Source organism: Bacillus sp. Je.9.29.b (assembly GCF_051129925.1).
GTDB lineage: Bacteria > Bacillota > Bacilli > Bacillales > Bacillaceae > Bacillus > Bacillus safensis.
On record NZ_JBCPSO010000007.1, the window covers coordinates 90,443 to 113,937 of the forward strand.

The window sequence follows — 23,495 nt, forward strand, 5'->3', positions numbered from 1 at the left end:
CTTTTGATAAGCTGAGTATAAATGATAAAGGTGACAAAAGAAGGCACCTTTTTAAGAGGGAAAACAAATGAAAAAATCAGAACGATTAAACCAAGAACTTATTTTTTTAAGCGATAAACACTCTTTTCAGTTAAAGGACTTACAGTCCGAATTCGGCATTTCTAAAAGGACGGCTTTAAGAGATATAGAAGAGCTAGAGTCAATGGGCTTAGCTTTTTATGTTGAACCTGGCAGACACGGAGGATATCGACTGGTGAATCAAACTCCATTGGTTCCTATTTATTTCAATATAGAAGAAGTCCAAGCTATTTTTTTCGCTCTTAAAGCTCTTGACCTGGTGTCAGCAACACCATTTAAAAAATCCTACTCACAAATTCGGCAAAAGTTGTTTGCCACTATGTCTGAAGAGAGAAAGCAAATGATTACGGAGACTTTGGATGTGATTCATTACTATAATGTCGCACCAGTTAGTGAACAAAATCATTTGGAATTGATTTTACAGGCGATGATGAAAGATCAAATCGTGAAGACGACGTACACTCAATATGAAAATAAATGGATCAGGCTGCAATTTCTTGAGTTGTTTTATCGAAATGGCATTTGGTTTTCTCAAGCATATGATGTTCAAGATAAAAAGTGGGGCATCTATAGATGTGACTTTATGAAGGACATGGTGATTGAAGAAGACGGCAAAGACACCTTTACGAAGGAAGAATTAAAAGAACTGCAACTCGAGTACGAAAAAACTTATCATGATATCTCATTTAAATGTCGATTAACGGAACAAGGAAAAGAAAAGTTTTTAAAGCATCATTACCCAAATATGAGATTGGAGATCATTGATCAGATCCCTTATATTGTCGGTGGATACAACCAAGAAGAATTATCGTATATGACTCACTATTTGATGTCATTTGGGAAACATGTGAAAATTGAATACCCAGATGAATTGAAAGAAAGTTATTTGAATCAATTACGAGAAGTGATTGACAAGTATTGAATCAAAAAAAATTAATATACTACAGAAAAGGCGAACCACTAAAGTTCGCCTTTTCCCACTCTTTTTAACTACTATTATTTCAGTTACTTCGCTACATCCATTGTATTTGTTTTCGGTTGATCATCAACCTTCCCATATGTCAGCTGACGCCAGATAAACTCCATCGGGCCATATTTAAACCGCTTTAACCATAATGTACTAAAGAGCACGAGGAAGACATAAACTCCGAGTCCAATCATAAACGTGCCAGCGGGCTGAAGATGATCGGCAAGTCCAGCTCCGTATTTCAGAAATAGCGTTGTGCCAATGATGGAGTGAAGCAAATAGCAGGTCAGTGACATGCGTCCGACTTTGGTAAAGACCATCAGAGCACCTCGCAGCTGAGGAACGTGCAGAAACAGCATCGCAAGTGTACTCATATAAAACATACTGCCAGTTAATCCCCCGTTTTGTTCCAGAGCAGAGGCTATGTTCATCCAGAGCGTATTTTCAAAAGGATTAACCGCTGCTATGATCGTGCTGCTCTGTGTCATCAGAAATGCGATTGTGAAAATGATCCAAATGCGATTCCAAATCGCTTTTTTTGCCTCCATGTTTTTGAAAAACTCCATTTTCACAAAATACACACCGAGTAAAAACATGAAGAACATAGAATAGACGGTGGAAAAAGAACCGGAAGCCATTGTGACCATATCTGTCCACCGATCACTAATTGATGCTAAATAAGTCAGACTGTTGTGGCTGGTCAGCTCGAAATCAGCAAAGTCCGGCTTGCCTGATGATCCTGAACTGACGGTATTGAACAGCATCGTGAAAATAGGTGTGAGCAATTGAATCACAAAGAGTGTGATGAGCCAGTATCCGATGGTTTTGGCTGTGCGTTTGTAAAAGAAAAGCAATAAAAAGCCAGCGACTGCATAATAGGCCAAAATGTCACCAATCCAAACGAAGGTCAAATGCAGAAGGCCAAATCCTAAGAGAATGGTTAATCTGCGGGCAAACAGTTTGTTCGGACTGTCCACCTTCTGAGCAGCTCGGTCCATAAAAATCATAAAACCAACCCCGAATAGAAAGGAAAACAGTGTAATGAATTTCCCCGAGGCAAACCAATTCACCACATTGTGAAAGACATCATTTGACAGCATGTCGAATCCCTTGGCCGAATCCACGATCAAAAAGTAATTGACTAGAATAATCCCCATTAAGGCAAACCCTCGTACGATGTCCAAGAAATGAACCCGTTCCCGCAGACTCATCGGTTGTCCGTGTGCTACTTTGTTTACATTCATATCCATGCTCCTTTTCTTGTATGATAAATGTCATTCGGATCAATTCATTGATCCTTACAATGAATCAATATACGGCCCAATTCTTAACAATTTATGAAGATCCAATTTTTTGAAAATAAATGTGACAAATTGATGGCAGATGGTCAAATTCATAAACTGTTAAGGTTTATGCTGTATCTTTTCACATAGCTAGATGATATATAGTAAAGACATAAAAGAAAGAGCAACACATTACATGAGGTGAGAGACATGACCCATCGAATATTAGTCGTAGAAGATGATCAGGATATTGGTGACCTTCTGCAGGAATCCCTTTCACGTGGAGGATATGAGGTGCTAAGAGCGATGAATGGCGAGCAAGCATTGAAGCTTGTGGAGGATTCGCTCGATTTGGTGATTTTAGATGTGATGATGCCGGGGCTCTCAGGCATCGAAACGTGCCAGCAGATAAGAGCCTCTTCTAATGTCCCGATTCTATTTCTAACAGCCAAATCAAGTACATTCGATAAAACCGAAGGCTTACTTGCCGGCGGGGATGATTATATGACAAAACCTTTTTCACAAGAGGAGCTTCATGCTAGAGTGATTGCACAATTACGCAGGTATACTGTCTATCAGGAAAAGAAGGAACAGGAAGAGACCTTTCTTGTTGGGGGCAAACTGAAGGTAAGTGAAGAATTTAATGAAGTATGGAAAGAAAACCAGCAAATTAAGCTGTCTGATCTAGAATATCGAATGTTAAAACTGCTTATGAGCAGGCGAAACAAAATCTTTTCAGCTCAAAATATTTATGAAAGCGTATGGGGACAGCCTTATTTCTATTGTTCCAACAATACGGTGATGGTGCATATTCGAAAGCTGCGTGCCAAAATTGAAGATGATCCTGCACGTCCTGTATATATCAAAACTGAATGGGGAAGAGGATATCGATTTGGCACATCCACATCGTAAATATACACTGGCCAAAAAGCTTGCACTGCTGATTTTGGCAGCTGCAATTGTGAGTGGTATTGTCTTTTTGACGCTGCAAAAGATCACCAATGATTTGATCGATGGATATTTGAGTTCGGATGAGTATTACGATCAGGAGTCAGCCAAGTACATTCAAAAATTCAGCCGCTACGTGTCTGAGAATGAGCTGTCTTCAACGGATCGAAAAGCGTTTGGTGAGTGGGTGAAAAAAGAGAATTACATTAATTTGACCATCTTCAAGGATCAAGTGCTGCAATATGACTCTATTTATTCCGCTGCCGATGAATCGGCGTACGGAAAAGAAAGGATGACCCAGTACGCTGAGCAACATTCGTATCCGGTTCAGTTTAGCGACGGTAAAGGCCGCGTCATGGTGGACGGGTTCTATTCATCTCGCTACCACGATCTTGCCTTTACACTCGAGCTGCTCGGAGCAACGCTTATTTTTCTCCTCATTGTCCTTCTCGGTATTCGCAAAAGTTTACGCTACCTGCAAACGATTCACCAAGAGATACATGTTCTTGAAGGCGGAGAGCTGGACTATGAGATGACGATAAAAGGGCACGATGAATTAGCGATGATTGCCAAAAGTATTGAGGACCTTCGTAAAGCTTTTTTGGACAAGCTTCAAGCCATCGACGAGTTGCAAGAAGAGAGCCGCAGCTTGGTCACCGAAATGTCTCATGATATGAGGACACCACTGACGTCGCTGATGATGAATCTGGAGTTTGCGAAAAAAGAGGAGGCTGGAGCGGATACCCGTAAAGATCAATATATAGCGAGTGCTTATGAAAAAGCACTGCAATTGAAAAATCTATCTGATAATCTGTTCGCCTATTTTCTACTTGATAAAGAACATGAACCTGAGCTTGAGACAGTTGCAGTCAAAGAGGTCATTTACGATCTCTTATCAGATCAGGTGGCGATCTTGCATCAAGAGACATTTAAGGTTCATCTTTTAGGAGAGCTGCCAGACAGTTATATCAATGTGAATGTCGAGGAGCTTGGCCGAGTGTTTGATAATCTGATGTCGAACATACTGAAATACGCTGACCCGAAAAAAGATATCAATCTCACGTTTCTATCCGACCAAGAAATCTTTGAGATCCATATCAGCAATGCGATAAACGAGACAAATGACACGCAGGAAAGCACTGGACTTGGTGAACGAAGCATAAAACGAATGATGTCCCGCATGCACGGGCAGTTTGAAAGGATGGAAAAGAACGGCGTTTACTACATCGTGCTGCGTTTCTGGCACATCAAAATATAGGTGGCAAATGAATAACATGGAATGGAGAGATAATCTAATGAAACGATTCAACAACTTCCAAAAGGTACCGGATCTCTTGCAAGGCCTTCTGAATATTTGTTTATTCTTTCTTGCTATTGCTTTAAGCGTCCTCTTAATTAGTGAAACTTGGTATATTGTCCAATTCGTCTACAAGAATTTGCTCAGCAAAGAAGACAGTTATTATGAAATGCTTGGTGAGCTGCTGATCTTCTTTATGTACTTTGAGTTTATTGCCTTAATTATTAAGTACTTTAAATCAAATTTTCATTTTCCGCTTCGCTATTTTATTTATATTGGCATCACAGCCGTCATCCGTTTGATTATCATCGATCATAAGGAGGCAGTATCGACGTTCTGGTGGGCGCTGACCATTTTAGCCATGACCGTTGCACTCTTTATCGCCAGTAAGCGACATGCGGTTCAGGAGCATGAAGAAGTGAAGTGAGGGAAGAGGGATATTCAAAACGCTTGATTAATGAGGTTTTCGTTTTCCATTCAATAGCTTCTGCCTAGTTTTATGGCTTTTTGAATAGCATTAATAAATTAACTGGCACACGATAAAAATCAACATAATTTGGTGCATATTGAGGAAATGCATGTTTATTCCCTTTTCAACCATCAACAAATCTTATTCATTGTAGGTTATGTCGCTGTGCAAGTTTTTTGTTCTTGTTGCACTTATTCGCTATAAGTGAAGTGGTTGTCTCTCTTTTTATCATCTTGATTTTCATGTAACCAGAGTACAATTCCTTACCCATTGCATAGGATGGTTTTATATCAAGGTGAAGGGATTGATTGAAAATGTACTATAATCCTTATTTTTATCCATATGAATATCCTTATTATGTAAGTGCCCCGAGGCATCATCATAGTGTGCATCCTGGTTACTGGAATTTCCCTCATGAAAGAAGGCTTGAAAACTTTAACGTTGATGGAAAAAGACGGTTAAAAGATTATGGCACCCAACCATTTGTCATCAATATCAATGAAGCAACAAAGCAAAATCATACTTATCGCACTGCCTTATGGACAGGAACACATTTGCAAACCACTTTAATGAGTATTGGCGTTGGTGAAGATATAGGGTTGGAAATGCATCCTGACCTTGATCAATTCTTAAGAATTGAACAAGGACATGGGATTGTCCAAATGGGAAAAAGTAAATATAATTTAAATTTCTATAGAAATGTGCATGATGATTATGCCATATTTATACCAGCTGGAACATGGCATAACGTAACTAATAGAGGGAATATTCCGTTAAAACTTTATTCGATATATGCACCTCCTAATCATCCATTTGGGACTGTCCATGTAACCAAAAAAGACGCCATAGCTTCGGAAGAAGGTCATGGTCATTGAAATAGAATTTAGTTATTTTTGACAAGATGTTAGATGAGAATGAGTGGATGCAGTGCACTGAATTTGAAGGACTGGAGGATATTAAAAGGAGGATTACACTATATACACATTCTTCAAGAATTTTTCCCAATAGGAAGTTCTTATAGGAAAAGACTATACTCCTGAAAAAGCATATGAAACGTACAGGAGAATCGAAACTTTTTCAACAAAGATAGTATCACTCATTAAAGAAACACCGATAAAAAGAGGTGCTGTGAAATACATCCCAGCATTTCTTGTCGGTGTTTTTTAATTTATTGCTTATACTTTAGCCAACATAAGCATAGAGTTCAAAGCTTCCTTTAAAAAATCATTTCACTCCATCGCAGAAAGAAATAGAAGACGGTAAAAAAGATGAAAGAATTGTGTTTTCCTATAATATGTCATGATGTGATGAGGCGATGATCAGTTGTTATTTTTATATTTTACATTGACACCATCCTTTTCTATGATAAAATCATAGTGTGATAATGAGAATCGTTATCAAACGATATGACTACATATAGAATGGATAGGTGAGGTACATGTTCAAGAAATCTTTTTGGTCGCTATTAGTTGTGCTCTCCATCGTTTTACTTGCAGCTTGCGGCAGTAATAGCAGTAACGGCAAGTCAGATAGTAAAGAGAAAACAAGAACCGTTGAAAGCGCTATCGGTTCAACTGAAATTAAAGGATCGCCTAAACGTGTGGTGACACTGTACCAAGGAGCAACGGATGCAGCAGTCGCTATGGGCATTAAACCAGTGGGTGTTGTTGAATCATGGCTTGAAGCACCTACGTATAAATATTTAAGAGATGACTTAAAGGATGTTAAAATTGTTGGGCAGGAAACACAGCCAAACTTAGAGGAAATTGAAAAGCTCAAGCCTGATTTGATCATTGCATCAAAAATCCGCCACGAGCAAATTTTTGATCAGCTGCAAGAAATCGCTCCAACTGTTGCAACAGAAACAGTGTTCACCTTTAAAGACACAGTGAAATTAATGGGTGAAGCATTAAACAAGCAAGACAAATCAAAAGAATTGCTGACGAAGTGGGATGACCGCGTCGCTGATTTTAAAGAAAAAGCGAAAAAAGACATCAAGAACTGGCCAATGAGTGTGTCTGTGGTGAACTTCCGTGCAGATCATGCTAGAATCTATCAAACTGGTTTCGCAGGGTCCATTTTAACAGAGCTAGGCTTTGAAGGACCTAAGAATGTCAAAGATAAAAAGCAAGACATCATTACACTTACAGACAAAGAGAGCATTCCGCAAATGGATGCAGATGTGATCTATTACTTTATGGATGAAAAGGATAAAGCGGTTGAAAAAGCATATAAAGAGTGGACAAGTCATCCTTTATGGAAGCAGCTTGACGCAGTGAAAGCGAAACAAGTGCATAAAGTTGATGAAATCACTTGGAACATGGGCGGCGGTATTATCGCTGCAAACATGATGCTTGATGATATTTACGATCGTCTAGGATTTGATAAATAAGACATAAGAGAGGAGAAAATGTGAACATACCATTTTCTCCTTTTTTCCATAACAGATTGAAAGCGGGAATCAGATGAGAAGTTTATTAAAAAAGGATTCAAGCAAGGCACTGCTTTTTGCTGGATTCATTGTGTTGATGTTGGTCTTTTTTATGCTCAGTATTTCCCTTGGGCAAACCTCCATTTCCCTCAAAGCCACCATCCATGCTTTTCTTCAATTTGATGAATCGGATCCAAACAGTGTCATTGTCATGACATCCAGATTATCAAGAGCATTAATCGCAACGGTCGTTGGCTCAAGTCTGGCGATTTCAGGTGCACTCATGCAGGCATTGACAAGAAATCCGCTTGCGGCGCCCGATTTATTAGGAATTAATGCAGGTGGACTATTTTTTATCGTGATTTCGATTGTTTTCTTTTCAACAGAGTCGTTAACAAGCTATATGTGGACAGCCTTTCTAGGCGCAGCGATTGCAGGGATGCTCGTTTTTCTATTGGGCTCCATTGGAAGAGATGGATTGACGCCGGTTAAAATAGTCCTTGCAGGTGCGGCAATATCTGCACTGTTTGCGTCTTTTACACAAGGTCTTTTAATCGTGAATGAACAGTCGATTCAAAGCATTTTGTTCTGGATGGCTGGTTCAGTGTCTGGAAGAAGCATTGATATGTTAATCCCTGTTTTGCCTTATATTTTAGGTGCGACTGTAGTGGCGCTGCTTCTTGGACGTTCTATTAATGTCCTTTTGTCGGGAGATGATATTGCCAAAGGACTTGGCCAGCGTACACTGCTGCTGAAAATCACGATGGGTGTACTCGTTGTCTTTTTAGCAGGTGGTTCCGTCGCTGTTGCTGGTTCAATTGGTTTTGTTGGTTTTCTTGTGCCGCATATTGTGAAAAAGCTCGTCGGGCCTGACCACCGCTGGGTACTGCCGTATTGTGCCGTTGTGGGGGCGTCGCTTTTACTTGCCGCGGATCTGGCGGCTCGTTTTCTGATCATGCCGCAAGAAGTGCCGATTGGTGTCATGACGGCGGTAGCAGGAGCGCCTCTATTTGTTTATCTCGTGCGCAAGGGGTTGAAGACAGGTGGCTAAAACATATACAGTGCGTTCTAAAGGCGGGCGCATTTCATTTCAATTTTCAAAGCGGACGTTTTTGATTTTACTTTTATTGACGGTCATTGCCTTTGGCTTATTTATTCTCAGTCTCAGTATGGGAAGCCGGTTCATTCAGCCGGTCGATGTGCTGCTTCATTTAATCGGTCAGGGAGAGGGGAATTCCTTTGTGTTAAATACACTGAGGATTCCACGAACGCTGCTGGCTGTCTTAGTTGGATCCGCACTTGCGGTATCAGGGCTTATTTTGCAAGGGTTGATCCGCAACCCGCTGGCATCACCTGATATCATTGGAATTACAAGTGGTGCTTCGTTTGGTGCGATTATGTTCATCGTCTTTTGGATGGGCACTGTGCCTATTGCTTATCAATCCTTATGGGCGATTGCAGGTGCTTTTGCGGTATCGTGTCTGATCTATTTGCTTTCATGGAAAAAAGGGGTCAAGCCGATCACACTTGTCCTAATGGGAATTGGGATTTCTGCCATTATGAAGGCTTGTGTGACTTTTACGCTTGTTCTTAGTGATACGATGACAACGACAAAATCTTACATCTGGCTGACGGGGAGCTTATATGGTTCTACGATGAAAGACGTCACTTCGATGCTTCCTTGGGTGATGATCATTTTACCGATTGTCATGGTGTTAGCAAGAACGATGAATGTAAAAGAACTTGGCGATGATCTTGCAACAGGTCTCGGGGTAAAAGTGCAGGCGAAACGATTATTCTTTCTCCTGATGAGTGTGACATTGGCTGGTGTTGCAGTCGCATTTGCAGGCGGCATTGAATTTGTTGGACTCATGGCGCCGCATGTTGCACGGATGATCATTGGACGTTCATTCATAGCGCTTGTTCCAGCATCTGCGCTAGTTGGAAGTATTCTCGTGATGCTGGCTGATCTTGTGGCTAGAACCGCATTTCTACCGTTAGATGTTCCAGCAGGTGTATTTACGGCGGCCATTGGTGCACCGTTCTTTATTTATTTGTTATATCAACAGCGTAATCGATAAACAGAAGATGGGGGTTTTGATATGGGGCCAGAGTGGGTTGAGAGAGAATTACTTGATTTTGGGGTACACATCACAAATGGACCAATGACATCTGATCGCACACTTGCTGCGCTTTTTTCAGAAGCAGCCGTCATGCGTTTATTAGAAGCTGAAAAGGAAGCGATGCATGCACCGAATCTTGCGGTAGCAGCTTCTATGTTTTCAAAGCGGTATGCCTACTTAGCCGTCAGTTCCTCTTTATATTTGATCACGCTGTATGACGGTGTCTATCAGTTTCCACCAGCAGCATGTGCATTTAGAGAGGATCGGAAAATTGAAGTGGATGAGGCGGCGTGTTCGTTTGTTCCACTAGAAGGAGATCGGCATGAGTGGAGAGAGAAGGTCGTGCGTGCGCTGTTTACGGAGTGTGTCACGCCTCTTTTAGACGTGCTGAACCGCACCTCAAAACTCTCTTATCGTATTTTATGGGAAAATGTAGCGGTTCGAATCAACTCTCTTTATCGAAGCATGATGCGGGAAGCGGAAGAACCTGCGGTGAAGCAGCGCGTGCGGGAGGATTATCTGTATCTGAAGCAGGCGGCTGGAGATGTTTTTGGAGCTCAGCAAAATCCATTTCAGCACAGCCTAAACCTAGACGACAGTTTACTTGAAACATCCAACCGGAAAACCTGCTGTATGTATTATAAGCTTGAGAAAAAATCGGAGAGTCTCGATTATTGTCTTGTTTGTCCTCTTGAAAAAAAGAAAGGCACTGCTTGCTCGTAGCAGTGCCCTTTTTTTATTCCCAAATCTCACTTGCCCATTCAGGGTGATCAATAAAAGGGTTGCGGTTGTGCTGATACGTTTGATATATGATCTCATTGCGGTTCCGTTCGATTTGATCGACTGGGTCTTGCTTGTGCCATTTGAGAAGTACAGACATTTTGCCGTGAAGAGGGGAGCTTCCATTATTCACTTTGTCGTTAAATTCTAAATCTGGAAAGCGGTCATCACCCTCGTAGCGAACCGCCATATAAAAGAGCATTCTCGCAACATCTCCTTTGACCCGGCTGTGAGGTTCGAATGAGTCGCTGTCGTAGAAATTGCCCGGCGCCCCTTTGTATTCATTACCGCCTGTATCAAAATCTAAATTTCCGCGTGTGCTGTTCGTTTGCACATCTGTCGCACGAAGGTGGTGGAGATCTGTCCCAGGCCCCTGGCTTGTCCCAAAATTGCCATGAGACTTGGCCCAGACATGCTCTCTGTTCCACTGGCCCACATTCCCGCCATTCGCTTGTTTTGAACGGGAGGCACCACTATAAAGCAGCAGCACATTGTTTGGGTTATTGGGGTCTTCATCTGTTTTCTTTAATGCATCCCACACCTGGCTGTAGGATAGCTGCGTATGATCATCAATGATATCGTGTAAAGCCTTTTTGAGAGCGGGTCCTGATTTGGCAGCAGCAGATTGGTAATAGGAATCGATTTGACTTGTGGCGGCAGTTTGCGTTTGTTGTGCAGATGTTTCGTTTTGAAGCTGTAACGGGGAAAAGGTGATCGTTTGACTAGGTTCACTCAGATTGAAACCTTGAGCATTTGCAGCTGGAGGCAGCGGGGCGGCGAATGTGCCGAATATCATGATTCCGGCGGCCACAGTTCCAAATAAAGTTCTTTTCATTCGATTTCCTCCTTGATAGGGAATGTATTCTCTTTATTTCTATCATATTGCCATGAAGAAATAAATGGATTTCTCGTAAATTTTATGTAATAAGTTCATAGGAAAAGAGATTGCTATTTTAGGCGCATTCCTGTATAAGTGGGCTTATAAGGATGGACAGCAAGGGAGAGGATGGATCACGTGAAAGAACTGCAAACACCTTCAAGAACGATTATGACACCGGGACCCGTTGAAGTAGATCCGAGAGTGCTCCGTGTGATGAGCACGCCAATTCTCGGTCAATTTGATCCAGCATTTACACACATTATGAATGAAACAATGACCTTATTGCGGTCACTTTTTCAAACAGAAAACAGATGGGCTTATCCAATTGACGGTACGTCCCGTTCAGGGCTTGAAGCTGTGCTCGCCAGTGTGATTGAGCCGGGAGATTCAATGCTTGTGCCTGTCTTTGGCCGCTTCGGTCACCTGCTCATTGAAATAGGACAGCGCTACGGTGCTGAGGTACATACAATGGAATGTGAATGGGGGACGGTTTTTGATCCTGACGACATCATCAAAGAAATAAAGCAGGTCAAGCCTAAAATCGTTGCCATGGTTCATGGTGAAACATCCACCGGACGATTACAGCCGCTCAAGCAAATCGGGCAAGCATGCCGGGCTCTTGATGCGCTGTTTATTGTAGACGCTGTGGCAACCATTGGCGGTGTCGAGGTAAAAGTGGACGAATGGAAAATAGATGCGGCGATTGGCGGCACGCAGAAATGTTTATCTGTTCCATCAGGTATGTCACCTATTACGTATAATGACCGAGTCGCAGCTGTCATTGAATCGAGAAAGAAAGTAGAAAAAGGCATTGCGACACAGGATGAATTACAAAAACAAATTGACATTTCTCCAATCAAAAGCAATTATTTTGATTTAAGCCAGCTTCAGGATTATTGGAGCCCAAGACGATTAAATCATCATACAGAAGCGACAACGATGCTTTATGCACTGCGAGAAGGGGTTCGTCTTGTGCTGGAAGAAGGGCTGTCTGAACGTTTTCAAAGGCACTCATATCATGAGAAAGCCTTGATGAAAGGTCTTGAAGCAATGGGGCTTGAATTGTTTGGTGATCCAGATTGTAAAATGCCGGTTGTGACCTGTATTGTCATTCCAAGTGGTATTGACGGAGAAGCGGTCCGTGCCGACCTGCTTCATCATTTTGGGATTGAGATTGCAAGCTCCTTTGGACCGCTTGCCGGCCGTATATGGAGAATTGGGACAATGGGCTACAGCTGCCGAAAGGAAAATGTGCTGTTTGTGTTAGCAGGGCTTGAAGCGATTCTCATCAAACACGGTGCGTCTACCCATTGCGGGGCAGGGCTTCAGGCGGCTCTTACTATCTATGAACAAGATGAATAACGAGATCCAACATACTCGCCATTGGCGGGTATTTTTTCATTTGGAAAAGAACGCTAATTTTTGAAAAACTAGACTTATAGATGAGGTTATCGCTATACTGGAGAAGTTCTTATCATTTTTTTGTCATCATTTTCATTTATATGCAGAAAGAGGTTTTTATATGAAGAAGATGGGCAGATTATACATTTTGATGCTCAATATTTTTATTGCCATGCTTGGTTTTGGCCTCATTGTACCTGTTATGCCGAGTTATATTGAAGCCTTTGGTGCAACAGGAAAAACACTCGGTTTTCTTGTTGCTGCAACAGGTTTTACACAATTTGCGTTATCGCCGGTTGCCGGGGCACTGACCGATCGATTTGGACGAAGAAAATTGATCATTGCCGGGATTGCGGGCTTTACGATTGCTCAGTTTATTTTTGCTTTTGCTGATCAGCTTTGGATGCTATTTGTGTCACGGTTTTTAGGCGGTGCTGCCGGGGCTTTGCTTATGCCGGCCATGTTTGCATACATCGCTGATATTACAAGTGAAAAGGACCGAGGGAAAGGAATGGGTCTATTCAGTGCAGCGATGACACTAGGTTTTGTCATCGGGCCGGGCGTAGGCGGCTATTTGGTTGAGTACGGGATCGCATTTCCATTTCTTATTGCCGGTTCCTTTGCTGCTCTTTCTACTTTGTTATCCATCCTCTTCTTACCTGAAACATTAACAAAGGAAAAACAGGAAGAGGCACGGCTCAACAAGGATATTCATTTCAATCCTTTTGTACAAATGATCAAGGCTCTAAAGACATCGTACGGCTTTTTGTTTATATTGGCCTTTGTCCTCAATTTCGGAATCATTCATTTTGAATCGATTTTCGGCTTATATGTAGACCAAAAACACGGATTTTCACCGAAGGATATTGCGTTTGTGATTACGGTTGCGGGTCTTGCCGGGGTGCTTGTTCAAGGGGCGTTAGTGAATGCTTGCGTGAAACGATTTGGAGAGATGAGGGTCGTCCGTTATGCGCTGTTAGGTGCAGCTTTCATGCTGATCGCCTGCCGTTATGCGCCGTCCTTTTGGTTGATTTTTACGGGTTCGATTTTATTTTTATCGGCTACGTCATTTGTCCGACCAGCCCTCAATACATTGCTGTCCAAGATGGCAGGCAATCAGCAAGGGGTAGCAGGCGGTCTCAATACATCCTTTATGAGCCTTGCCAATATCGTCGGACCGAGTCTTGCGGGTATATTATTTGATGTGAATATTGAGTTTCCTTTTATGTTTGGAACACTAGTGCTTTGCGTAAGCTTCGCTGCATCCATCGTGTGGGGGAAAAAAGTGCAGCATGCTTCGGCAGCTTCTTAAAATTTGCTGATAAAAAAACCGATCAGGACGAATTGATCGGTTTTTTATGATGGGCATCATCTCTCATATTTCACGACAGGTGATTTTTCTTTATGAAGCGCACGAATCATCGCTTCATCTACGTGTAAATGCTCTTTCACTAATTGAGGCGGGGTTAAGGCCATCCACTGATTCAACGAAATATCTGCAAACCGGTCACTTTTAAAAATCTCTAAAAACCAAAGGCTCGTTTGGCCGATATTTTTGATGTAATGCCCCATGCCAAAAGGAACATATCCAACATCACCTGCTCTGTAATTAAAGGTGCGGGCAGTACCTCCTGCTCCAAAGACCGTCATTTTAGCTGTACCTGTTAAATAGTATTGCCACTCATCATTATTAGGGTGCCAGTGCATTTCTCTCATGCCGCCAGGTTTTACTTCAACAAGTGCAGCCGCAATCGTTTTTGAAATCGGGAAATTCCGTGAATCGACAATTCGGACGGTTCCGCCAGAGGTCGTTATCGGGTTTTGACGAAGGAGCTGGTGCGTAAATGGCGGCTTAATGCTCCCATATGGATCAGATACCATTTGGCTTTCTAAGGATGACGGCGGTGAGCCTTGAAACATATAGCGCTGCTTATTCGGAATATGGTCAAACAATTTCTTAGGAACACCAAAATTGGCGGAGAGAATCTCTTTCGGTGTATGGGCAAACCAGTCTGTGATCGTGAATGTATCAAATTCAGAAAAATCGCCATCATCAAATACAAGAAGGAACTCACAACCATCCTCAAGTCCTTGAATGGAGTGCGGGATACCAGGTGGAAAATACCACAAATCGCCTTCTTCTAGATCAGCGATCATATTTCGCCCTTCTGTATCTACAGATGTGATGCGGGCTTTGCCTAAAATCATATACGCCCATTCAGCCTGCTTATGCCAATGAAGTTCCCGAACACCTCCGCGTGTGAGCCGCATGTTGACACCTGCAATCGTTGTTGAAACAGGCAGCTCCCGCTTTGTAATTTCCCTCGACCAGCCGCCGTGATTCAAATGCATGTGTGTATCAGAAAATGAAAATTTTAAATTGGGGATTGTTCCGGCATCGGTTTTAGGGGGAACGAGCATATCTGGGTTCTCTATATCTCGAAGGACATCGCGCGGGCCTAAGTCGGTGGCACCCGCGCCATCCTTTCGAATGGGCTGCGGGATGTGACGGAGCTCATCATCCATTTATCATCCCTCCTTGAGTCTCATTTTTCTCCTCCAAACTATATGAGGTTTCAGAAGAAAAAATTCAATCAGGATGGGATGAGAGAAACATTTGAATACGGAAGGCTAAGCGCAGCCGCAATGTTGCGTCAGAATCTTTTAAGCTGATTCGAAGCAATTCTTCACACTTCTCGAGGCGATAAATGACCGTGTTGCGATGAATGGACAATCGTTTGGCTGTTTCTGAAATGTGGCAATGGGTTTCTAAATAGACAGATAAGGTGTGAAGAAGGCTTTGATCGACTTGTGATGGTTCAGATAACGGGTGAAGGTGCAGCTGGTGAAACGTGATCATATCCTTTCTTGGAATGAGCCTTAGTAAATCTGGCACATCCTTGGCTTGATAAAATTGAATATATTCAGTCCGCAATGAGAGATGTCCGGTTTGAAGAGCCTCTAATGCTTCATTGTAGCCTTCAGACAGATGGGAGATGAGGCAGCCCGTCAAGCTCACCCCAAAAGAAATAGTATGATTCACTTGCAGTTTAACAAGCATCTGCAACTGTTTTAAAAAAGAGCTGAGCCTGTCGCTAACCTCCGGCCAACTGCCAGTCTCCTCCATCAATACAACACCCATATCACCTTTTAAAAACAGAAAGGCAGGAAATGGGCAGCTTGGAAGTGCACTTTCGAGCAGATCAACCATTTGATCTAAAACCATTTGCTGCTTCATAAAATATGTGGTATCACTGCGCTCGTCAAGCTGACAGATCATACATAGATAGCGGCATTCGGCGTTTAATCCAAACGCCTGAGCGAAATGTAAGGGATCTTGCTGGGAAGACGATGCCCTCTCTATCCATTTGCGAAAGCCCTCATTTCTAGCACGCTTGGCCGTTTGCAGGGCGGCATATTGTCTCATACGTGCAATCGACATTTTGTTTACTGCTTTTGCAATGATCCCATGCAATGTTTTATTCTGCGGGTGAATGAAAGAAAGGATGACCAGATAATCACATGTTTGTTCGTTTAGATCAATTGGAAAGATGGAAAAGGTTTGTTTTGCATGTATCATTGAAAAAGAATGAGTAGTCCTGCTTTGAAAAAAGGGGAGAATGTGCATCCATTCTGAGCTTGTGATCATGGGGTGCGAGGTATAGAGAATACGTCCATGCTGGTTAAACAAATAGATGGGCTTGTGAATCTTTTTGGCCATTTTTTGTAAAATTTCAAACTGGTTATCGTCTATGCTCATATCCACTGGGTCTCCTTTATTGGTGAAGATGAATAAAAAAATGGACAATCACTGACAACATCTCTGATATGCATTTTATGTTATCAGCTAAAATCATTTTAGATAGAAAGTTGTCAATTCATATAACAAACAAACAGAGCGTCAGGACAAAATCACGTGCCGCCAGTCATCTTCATTCAGAATTACGAGCAAATATGATATGTTGTAGACAGAAGAATTTCTTTCAGAAAATATGGGTATCACAAGAAACAAAGGCTTCGAATGAGGAAGCCGTCTATACATGAGAGTGGCAAGAGGTGAGGAACATGATTTATATCGGATTAACTGGCTGGGGAGATCATGACAGTCTTTATCCGCCAAGAATCGGAAGCGCGCAAAAGCTGTTTCACTACGCGTCAACGTTTCCGATTGTGGAACTGGATGCCAGCTTTTATGCGGTTCAGCCTGAGCGTAATCATGAAAAGTGGATAAAGGATACGCCAGATGACTTTCAATTTGTTGTGAAAGCATACCAAGGAATGACTGGACATCAAAGGGGCGAGATTCCGTTTGCTTCGAAGGAGGACATGTTTGATGCATTTATTCTTTCGCTGACTCCGCTCATTCGTGAAGGGAAACTGGCCATGGTGCTCTTTCAATTTCCACCTTGGTTTGATTGCAAAAAAGAGCACGTCCACTATTTAAGATGGTGTAAGGAGAAGATGGGGGACATTCCATGTGCTCTCGAATTCCGAAACCGTACATGGTTTTCAGATGAATTTTATGAGCAGACTTTGTCCTTTATGGAAAAGGAAGGATGGATTCATTCTGTCTGTGATGAACCGCAAGTCGGAGAAGGCTCCATTCCGCCAGTCATACAAGCTACACACCGTGATAAAACATTGGTCCGATTTCACGGCAGGAATAAACAGGGCTGGCTTCACCCGGCAGACCATGAGAATTGGCGTGAAGTGAGATACTTATATTTATATAATGAAGCTGAATTAAAAGAGTGGAAAAAGAATCTCGACATTCTGCATCAGCAATCGAAAGATGTCTATGTCGTGTTTAATAATAACTCCGGCGGAGATGCAGCGGCAAATGGCCAGCAGATGATTGATTTGCTGGATATCACCTATTCAAGCCTGTCTCCGAAGCAGTTAGATTTATTTAGTTAACCGAGAGCTGACTGAAGCTTTCAACCTGAATGAGACGGTCAGTGACAACTTGAGGGAGAGATCAACATGCTGCAGAAGCTATGGTTATATCATACAAACGACTTGCACAGCCACTTTGAGAACTGGCCAAAAATTGCAGCTTATATTGAAGAAAAGCGTCAAGTTCACGATCAGATGCTCTTGTTTGATATTGGCGACCATATGGATCGAGTGAACCTCGTATCCGAAGCGGATTATGGAAAGGTAAATGTCAAGCTCCTCAATCAGCTTGGCTATGATGGAGTCACGATCGGGAATAATGAAGGCATTACGCTGCCCCATGATCAGCTGGATCACTTGTATGAGAATGCACAATTTCCAGTGGTCCTGTCTAATTTATTTGAGAAAGGCAAAAGGCCATCATGGGCAAAGCCCTATCATATGATCACAATGGAAAACGGACTGAAGCTCTGTCTCTTAGGCGTGACCATTGCGTATACACCTGTATATGAGAAGCTGGGCTGGAACATTACTGATCCGTTTGACAGCATACGGGACATGCTGCAGGAAGTGAAGGGACAGGCGGATGTCATTGTGCTTTTATCTCATCTCGGTATCATCCATGATCGAGAGGTCGCCCGTGATTTCCCTGACATCGACATCATCCTAGGTTCACACACGCATCATCTGTTAGAACAAGGTGAAATGGACAATGGTGTACTGCTTGCATGTGCTGAAAAGTATGGGCATTATATTGGCTGCGTTGAGCTGACGATCGATACAGCGCGCAAAGAGCTGATAGAGAAAAAAGCGACAGTGCAGTCAGTGGATCAGCTTATCAGTGAATCAGATGAAGCCATCACCACCTTGCAGCAGGCAGAAAGAAGAGCAAAAGCACTCATGCAGGAAAAAGTGACAACGATTGAGTCGAAGCTAGAAACGAAGTGGTTCGACGAATCTCCGCTTCCGCAGCTCTTAACAGATGCCATTAAAGATTGGTGCGGAGCAGATATTGGGATGATGAATGCAGGTATGGTGCTTGATTCGTTAGAGGCAGGGATTGTTACAAGAGAAGAAATCCACCGGATATGTCCGCATCCCATTAATCCCATTCGGGTGACGCTTACCGGTCAACAGCTCATCGAAACGGTTCAGCGGGGCTGTGAAGAAAAAATGGAACAGCTGCGCATCAATGGCTTCGGCTTTAGAGGTGAGCTGATGGGGAAAATGCTATATAGCGGCCTCAGCTATACATTAGAAGAAGGCGAGGCCAAACGGGTGAAGGATGTCTTTGTACATGGTCAATTGATCAAGAATGACGCCTCCTATACTGTTGGCACAGTCGATATGTATACATTAGGCTCTCTTTTTCCTCATATCCGTGATCACGAACACATTGAATATTTTATGCCTGAATTTTTACGTGATGTTCTGACATGGCGCTTGAAGGAAGCAACATGAAATCCGCTTCAGCCTAACAACACGCGCCCTCTTTTCACATAGATTGTGATGAGAGGAGTGAAGGGATTTGGTGAATTTAACACCTATTACAATTGATGGCCATTCCTTTACAGCGGTCACCGTCAAGCTGCCGAAGACAAATTTCATGGCAGTAACAAATGAACATGGATATATCATGTGCGGTGCACTGGATGTCGGGCTCTTGAATGAAAAGCTTGCAGATAGAGGAATTATTGCAGGAAGAGCAGTTGGTGTAAGAACCATTGAGCAATTGCTCGATGCTCCTTTAGAATCTGTGACATACGCCGCAGAAGCGCTGGGCATCTCAGCTGGAACAATTGGAAGAGATGCATTATTAAAAATGGTGAAATAAAATAGAGAGATGATTCTTATCCCCCCGCCTGTCTGCATACACATGTAATGGAGAAGGGGGGATTTTTTATTGAGAATGAACCGCCGTTATCGCCCCTACAAGAAGGGCCCTTTGCCATTTCGTTACGTCATGCTGCTTGCGATCTTATTCTTTGTGCTCTCAACCGTAATTAGTTTATTTTTTATCAACCGATCCATTAAACCTACCCTTATTCACATTGCTGAACTAGAAACAGAGCGCATCGCCAATCACCTCATACAATATTCAGTCCAAGACTTTGCAGACGATCAGGAGAATATGAAGGATATGGTGGTCATGAATACAAGTGAGAACGGAAAAGTGACGACCATCGATTTTAATGCGCAAGCAACATCGAAAGCAATGGCTGACCTCTCGCGTCACCTTCAAAAAAATTTAGAAGACATTGAAAAGGGGAACTTTCAAAAAGAGGCAAAAAAAGCATTAAAGGATCAAACAGATGGACATGACGGCATTATATATAACATTCCGCTTGGGCAAGCATCCGGAAATGCACTCATCGCCAACCTCGGACCCAAAGTGCCTGTACGTTTTAGTGTGATTGGTGATCCGCATACTGACGTTGAAAAAAACATTAAGCCTTATGGCATCAACAATGCCTTGATTGATATTAGTGTTCTGATCGAGGTCAAGGTAAGAGTCATTATCCCGTTTGCTTCTGAAACAATCGTAGTTAAAAACTCTGTTCCTGTCTCCATACAAGCCGTTCAAGGAGACGTACCAGATTATTATAATGGCAGCGGAACAAACTCAGGTGCTCCATCAATTGTTCTCCCAGAGAAAAAGGAGAAAAAGGAATAACAGCCCAACAATGATTGGGCTGTTATTTACTTTCGTTTCCGTTCAGCTCTTTCCCACGCCCTCAAATGAGGATATGGATCAAATGACCATTCGGTTCTGCCGTTGTCTTTGTACATGCCATAGTGAAGATGAGGCGGAAACTTTCCTGCGGTGCCTGGAGGGCCGTAGCCGGAGCTTCCGACAGACCCAATCACCTGGCCGGGTTCAACAATTTGACCTGTCTTGAGTCCTTTCGCAAAGCCATTTAAGTGCGCGAAGTAATGATAATGATTATGAATATCTCGAATACCTATCCGCCAGCCGCCAAAGCGGTTCCAGCCTTTCATTTCAATCACACCATACGATGTCGCACGAACGGGAAGTCCATAATGGGCAAATAAATCGGTTCCCTCATGAATTCTCCTTCCTCCAAACCCTCTCGCATCTCCCCATGTACTTCGGTAGCTGTAGTCAGCTCCAACCGGAAGAGGAAAAGCATGTTTTCCAAGATCAAGATGGCCGTAGTGCTTATATAGCTTCATAAAAGATGAAATGATTCCAACGGTTTGATCACGTCCATAATAGTCCCATAAGCCAATTTTTAATTGATCAATGCTGCTGCCGTAGTGAAGCAAGTATTGAGCAAACGTGAACAATACATCCTCATCGTCATCGCTGCTTGCTTTGCCATCCCCATTCCCATCAAGACCAATTCCGTCAAACACTTTAATGCTTAAAGGAGAGGTATCCTGTTTATTCGGGTTTTCTGGTCCAATCCACATTTCCCGGGGAATGTAGATGCCAATGACGCCTTTTTGTTTCGGTAAATCTCTTCTGCTTTTTCGAATATTGTGTTCATACTGATCAACTGCAGCAAGTACATACCATGGAACCTGTGTTGTGATGGAGACTTTTTCATATAGGGCCATTCTTTGCTTCAATTCATCTGGCTGTTTGCCCGTCCCTTTTGCATGAACAGGTAAAGGGAGCATTGAAAGAGCAATCATAATGGCTAAAACCACTTTCACAAACGTCCATCTCCTTTCATCGAGCATCATCTTCTACCGTTTAGTGTGGTTAGATCACTCTATTTCATAAGAAGAAAATGTTAGTAATTTTCTTCTGTTTTTTTAGGAGGCTTTTGGGTATTTTTGCAGCTCATTCCCTTGTTGTTCAATCTGTACTATGTTAAAGTGTCTAAAGAAAAGGCTTTAGGCCGAAGATTCAATTTTTTGCAGCTTCTTGGCTGCATCCATCGTATATAGCAGGAAGATTTTTGTAGATGCACCTTTAATGAATTCATATGGAGATGATGGAATTGGCAAAGAAGGAAGAGCACGTAAGAAAACCGGACTGGCTTAAAATTAAGCTGAATACGAATGAAAACTATACCGGTTTAAAGAAAATGATGCGGGAAAACAACCTGCATACCGTTTGTGAGGAAGCAAAATGTCCGAATATTCATGAATGCTGGGCAGTGAGAAGAACCGCTACATTTATGATCCTTGGATCTGTTTGTACGCGCGCATGCCGTTTCTGTGCGGTGAAAACTGGACTTCCGACTGAGCTTGACCTGCAAGAGCCAGAACGCGTGGCAGATTCAGTAGCCTTAATGAACTTAAAGCACGCTGTTATAACAGCGGTTGCAAGGGATGATCAAAAGGATGGCGGCGCAGGTGTGTTCGCTGAAACCGTTCGTGCGATTAGAAGAAAAAGCCCATTCACGACCATTGAAGTTCTCCCTTCAGACATGGGCGGTAATTATGATAACTTGAAGACGTTAATGGACACTCGTCCTGACATTTTAAATCACAACATTGAAACAGTTCGCAGATTAACGCCAAGAGTTCGTGCGCGTGCTACATATGATCGTTCATTAGAATTCTTGCGTCGTGCAAAAGAAATGCAGCCCGATATTCCAACAAAATCAAGCATTATGATTGGACTCGGTGAAACGAAGGAAGAAATCATTGAAGTCATGGATGATCTTCTTGCCAATAACGTGGATATTATGGCGATTGGTCAGTACTTACAGCCTTCGAAAAAGCATTTGAAAGTTCAAAAATACTACCATCCGGATGAGTTCGCAGAGCTGAAGGAAATTGCGATGTCAAAAGGCTTTAGCCACTGTGAAGCTGGGCCGCTTGTGCGCTCTTCCTACCATGCAGATGAACAAGTAAACGAAGCGTCTAAAAAGCGTCAGGCGCAAGCGTAACAAAGAAAACGCCAGAGCTCTCTGGCGTTTTTTCTCGTATTAATTTTGGCCGTAAGGGGCGTTTCTTCTCATCGTACGGTCGGAATTCGTCATCCCATTTGCATCTTCTTGATTCGATATGTTCCCGCCTTGAGGGGAATACTTCATTTGCTGAATCGTTTTGGTTAAAATTTGGTCAAAATCACGTGAATTGGTTTGAAGACGTGAAAAATTGGCAATGGATTGAAAGTGCTCTGGATTATCAGAGACGTATACATGATAATAACGAGGGAGAACAGAAACCGCCGTTTTCTTTACTTGATCGGCAGATTCATCACGGTTTTTGTTTCCTGTTCGATACACGATGAGTGCATCCTCATCTGTCACAAGTGTGGCAGCATCTTTGATGTTTGGCAGCTGCACCGTTAAACTTGTAATGACGTGGGCGAGATGCTCACGATTTAAAGCGGGGGTTCTTTCTTTCTGATCCGTTACTTGCTGACGCTGATAACGAACATATCCTGCTCTGTTTGTGTCTGCTTCTGGCATGTTGGAATTATTTCCTTCATGACGATCCGACAGACGGATGGTTTTGCTTGAAGAATCTTCATCCACTTGCCGGTTCATACCTGATTGAAAGCCGCACCCGCCTAAAAGCATGCTGAGGAGAATCGCGGCTGTCAGTTGTTTCTTCATAAATGTGACCTCCTTTTTCCTTTAGCTTCGGCTAAATCGGAAAAAACATGCTTTAGCAATTGATGGAGTTCTTCCAATGAATTATCATTAAAGATGGATCGTTTAAAAAGAGGTGAGAAGATGATCGTCGTTCAGAATGCTACCTTTGATCTTGTAAGAGATATCAAAGACGGCTTTAATGAAGAAGCGTTTAAAGCAAGGTACTCAGATATTTTAAATAAGTATGATTATATTGTGGGGGACTGGGGCTATAATCAGCTCAGGCTGAAGGGTTTCTTTGATGACCAAAACCAAAAGGCTACATTTGATACTAAAATCAGCACACTCGATGAATACATTTATGAATACTGTAATTTTGGCTGTGCCTATTTTGTCTTAAAACGAATCAGAAAATAACGC

Annotated in this window: 23 protein-coding genes; 17 read left to right on the forward strand and 6 right to left on the reverse strand. The window is 42.5% G+C overall.

Annotated features, from left to right (window positions below; genetic code table 11):
- The first annotated feature begins 67 nt into the window (after positions 1-67).
- Positions 68-1,000: a helix-turn-helix transcriptional regulator gene (locus AAZR19_RS15035; RefSeq protein ID WP_098677582.1), complete on the forward strand. Its 933-nt coding sequence runs from the start codon at positions 68-70 to the stop codon at positions 998-1,000.
- Positions 1,001-1,083: 83 nt separating this feature from the next.
- Here AAZR19_RS15035 and AAZR19_RS15040 read toward each other — a convergent pair whose 3' ends face one another.
- Positions 1,084-2,289, reverse strand: a complete 1,206-nt coding sequence (locus AAZR19_RS15040; protein WP_434703627.1) for a DUF418 domain-containing protein — start codon at positions 2,287-2,289, stop codon at positions 1,084-1,086.
- Between the two features lie 249 nt (positions 2,290-2,538).
- Between AAZR19_RS15040 and AAZR19_RS15045 the strand changes: the two genes are divergently transcribed.
- The 8 genes from AAZR19_RS15045 (at position 2,539) to AAZR19_RS15080 (ending at position 10,319) form a co-directional block, all read left to right on the forward strand.
- On the forward strand, positions 2,539-3,240 hold the full coding sequence (locus AAZR19_RS15045; RefSeq protein ID WP_218677026.1) for a response regulator transcription factor: 702 nt from the start codon (positions 2,539-2,541) through the stop codon (positions 3,238-3,240).
- Positions 3,221-4,534, forward strand: a complete 1,314-nt coding sequence (locus AAZR19_RS15050) for a HAMP domain-containing sensor histidine kinase (protein ID WP_218677025.1) — start codon at positions 3,221-3,223, stop codon at positions 4,532-4,534. The genes AAZR19_RS15045 and AAZR19_RS15050 overlap by 20 nt, the downstream gene beginning before the upstream one ends.
- Before the next feature lie 37 nt (positions 4,535-4,571).
- Complete coding sequence (psiE, locus tag AAZR19_RS15055; protein WP_024423385.1) at positions 4,572-5,000, forward strand: phosphate-starvation-inducible protein PsiE; 429 nt, start codon at positions 4,572-4,574, stop codon at positions 4,998-5,000.
- Positions 5,001-5,356: 356 nt separating this feature from the next.
- Positions 5,357-5,917 (forward strand): cupin domain-containing protein, encoded by a 561-nt coding sequence (locus AAZR19_RS15060; RefSeq protein ID WP_076840241.1) that lies wholly within the window; start codon positions 5,357-5,359, stop codon positions 5,915-5,917.
- A 563-nt stretch (positions 5,918-6,480) separates the two neighbouring features.
- The gene (locus tag AAZR19_RS15065; RefSeq protein ID WP_434703630.1) at positions 6,481-7,434 is read left to right on the forward strand and encodes an ABC transporter substrate-binding protein; all 954 of its coding nucleotides are present in this window, start codon (positions 6,481-6,483) and stop codon (positions 7,432-7,434) included.
- A gap of 73 nt (positions 7,435-7,507) precedes the next feature.
- A complete protein-coding gene (locus tag AAZR19_RS15070) occupies positions 7,508-8,524 on the forward strand; it encodes a FecCD family ABC transporter permease (RefSeq protein WP_041107692.1) in 1,017 nt (338 codons plus the stop codon).
- Positions 8,517-9,554 carry a FecCD family ABC transporter permease gene (locus AAZR19_RS15075; protein ID WP_434703632.1) on the forward strand — a complete coding sequence of 346 codons (1,038 nt, stop codon included), beginning with the start codon at positions 8,517-8,519 and terminating at the stop codon, positions 9,552-9,554. The genes AAZR19_RS15070 and AAZR19_RS15075 overlap by 8 nt, the downstream gene beginning before the upstream one ends.
- Positions 9,555-9,575: 21 nt before the next feature.
- A complete protein-coding gene (locus AAZR19_RS15080; RefSeq protein ID WP_087976178.1) occupies positions 9,576-10,319 on the forward strand; it encodes an IucA/IucC family C-terminal-domain containing protein in 744 nt (247 codons plus the stop codon).
- A gap of 13 nt (positions 10,320-10,332) precedes the next feature.
- On the opposite strand, the gene AAZR19_RS15085 is transcribed toward AAZR19_RS15080, so the two are convergent.
- Positions 10,333-11,211 (reverse strand): endonuclease I family protein, encoded by an 879-nt coding sequence (locus AAZR19_RS15085; RefSeq protein ID WP_434703634.1) that lies wholly within the window; start codon positions 11,209-11,211, stop codon positions 10,333-10,335.
- Between the two features lie 171 nt (positions 11,212-11,382).
- Between AAZR19_RS15085 and AAZR19_RS15090 the strand changes: the two genes are divergently transcribed.
- Together AAZR19_RS15090 and AAZR19_RS15095 are read left to right on the forward strand one after the other, a co-directional pair.
- Positions 11,383-12,618, forward strand: a complete 1,236-nt coding sequence (locus tag AAZR19_RS15090; RefSeq protein WP_326349961.1) for a pyridoxal-phosphate-dependent aminotransferase family protein — start codon at positions 11,383-11,385, stop codon at positions 12,616-12,618.
- Between the two features lie 160 nt (positions 12,619-12,778).
- Positions 12,779-13,969 (forward strand): tetracycline resistance MFS efflux pump, encoded by a 1,191-nt coding sequence (locus AAZR19_RS15095; protein ID WP_041107682.1) that lies wholly within the window; start codon positions 12,779-12,781, stop codon positions 13,967-13,969.
- Positions 13,970-14,025: 56 nt separating this feature from the next.
- Here AAZR19_RS15095 and AAZR19_RS15100 read toward each other — a convergent pair whose 3' ends face one another.
- Positions 14,026-15,183 (reverse strand): oxalate decarboxylase family bicupin, encoded by a 1,158-nt coding sequence (locus AAZR19_RS15100; RefSeq protein ID WP_434703635.1) that lies wholly within the window; start codon positions 15,181-15,183, stop codon positions 14,026-14,028.
- A gap of 64 nt (positions 15,184-15,247) precedes the next feature.
- Entirely contained in the window at positions 15,248-16,417 is a 1,170-nt protein-coding gene (locus tag AAZR19_RS15105) for a PucR family transcriptional regulator (RefSeq protein ID WP_434703637.1), read from the reverse strand.
- A gap of 305 nt (positions 16,418-16,722) precedes the next feature.
- Between AAZR19_RS15105 and AAZR19_RS15110 the strand changes: the two genes are divergently transcribed.
- From AAZR19_RS15110 to yunB, 4 genes are all read left to right on the forward strand, one after another.
- Positions 16,723-17,574 carry a DUF72 domain-containing protein gene (locus tag AAZR19_RS15110; protein ID WP_349905530.1) on the forward strand — a complete coding sequence of 284 codons (852 nt, stop codon included), beginning with the start codon at positions 16,723-16,725 and terminating at the stop codon, positions 17,572-17,574.
- Between the two features lie 66 nt (positions 17,575-17,640).
- Positions 17,641-19,014, forward strand: coding sequence for a bifunctional metallophosphatase/5'-nucleotidase (locus tag AAZR19_RS15115; protein WP_434703639.1), 1,374 nt, complete (start codon positions 17,641-17,643; stop codon positions 19,012-19,014).
- Between the two features lie 67 nt (positions 19,015-19,081).
- Positions 19,082-19,387: a YunC family protein gene (locus AAZR19_RS15120; RefSeq protein WP_024425980.1), complete on the forward strand. Its 306-nt coding sequence runs from the start codon at positions 19,082-19,084 to the stop codon at positions 19,385-19,387.
- A gap of 69 nt (positions 19,388-19,456) precedes the next feature.
- Positions 19,457-20,227, forward strand: a complete 771-nt coding sequence (gene yunB, locus AAZR19_RS15125) for a sporulation protein YunB (protein ID WP_434703641.1) — start codon at positions 19,457-19,459, stop codon at positions 20,225-20,227.
- 26 nt (positions 20,228-20,253) lie between these two features.
- Here yunB and AAZR19_RS15130 read toward each other — a convergent pair whose 3' ends face one another.
- On the reverse strand, positions 20,254-21,198 hold the full coding sequence (locus AAZR19_RS15130) for a M23 family metallopeptidase (RefSeq protein WP_229137106.1): 945 nt from the start codon (positions 21,196-21,198) through the stop codon (positions 20,254-20,256).
- 326 nt (positions 21,199-21,524) lie between these two features.
- On the opposite strand from AAZR19_RS15130, the gene lipA reads away from it, so the two are divergent.
- Positions 21,525-22,421: a lipoyl synthase gene (lipA, locus tag AAZR19_RS15135; protein WP_008360456.1), complete on the forward strand. Its 897-nt coding sequence runs from the start codon at positions 21,525-21,527 to the stop codon at positions 22,419-22,421.
- Positions 22,422-22,460: 39 nt separating this feature from the next.
- Here the strand turns inward: lipA and AAZR19_RS15140 are convergent, their stop codons facing one another.
- A complete protein-coding gene (locus tag AAZR19_RS15140) occupies positions 22,461-23,096 on the reverse strand; it encodes a YhcN/YlaJ family sporulation lipoprotein (RefSeq protein ID WP_024425978.1) in 636 nt (211 codons plus the stop codon).
- Positions 23,097-23,216: 120 nt separating this feature from the next.
- Here AAZR19_RS15140 and AAZR19_RS15145 point away from each other — a divergent pair, with 120 nt between their 5' ends.
- Positions 23,217-23,492, forward strand: a complete 276-nt coding sequence (locus tag AAZR19_RS15145) for a YutD family protein (protein WP_024423368.1) — start codon at positions 23,217-23,219, stop codon at positions 23,490-23,492.
- Positions 23,493-23,495 lie beyond the last annotated feature (3 nt).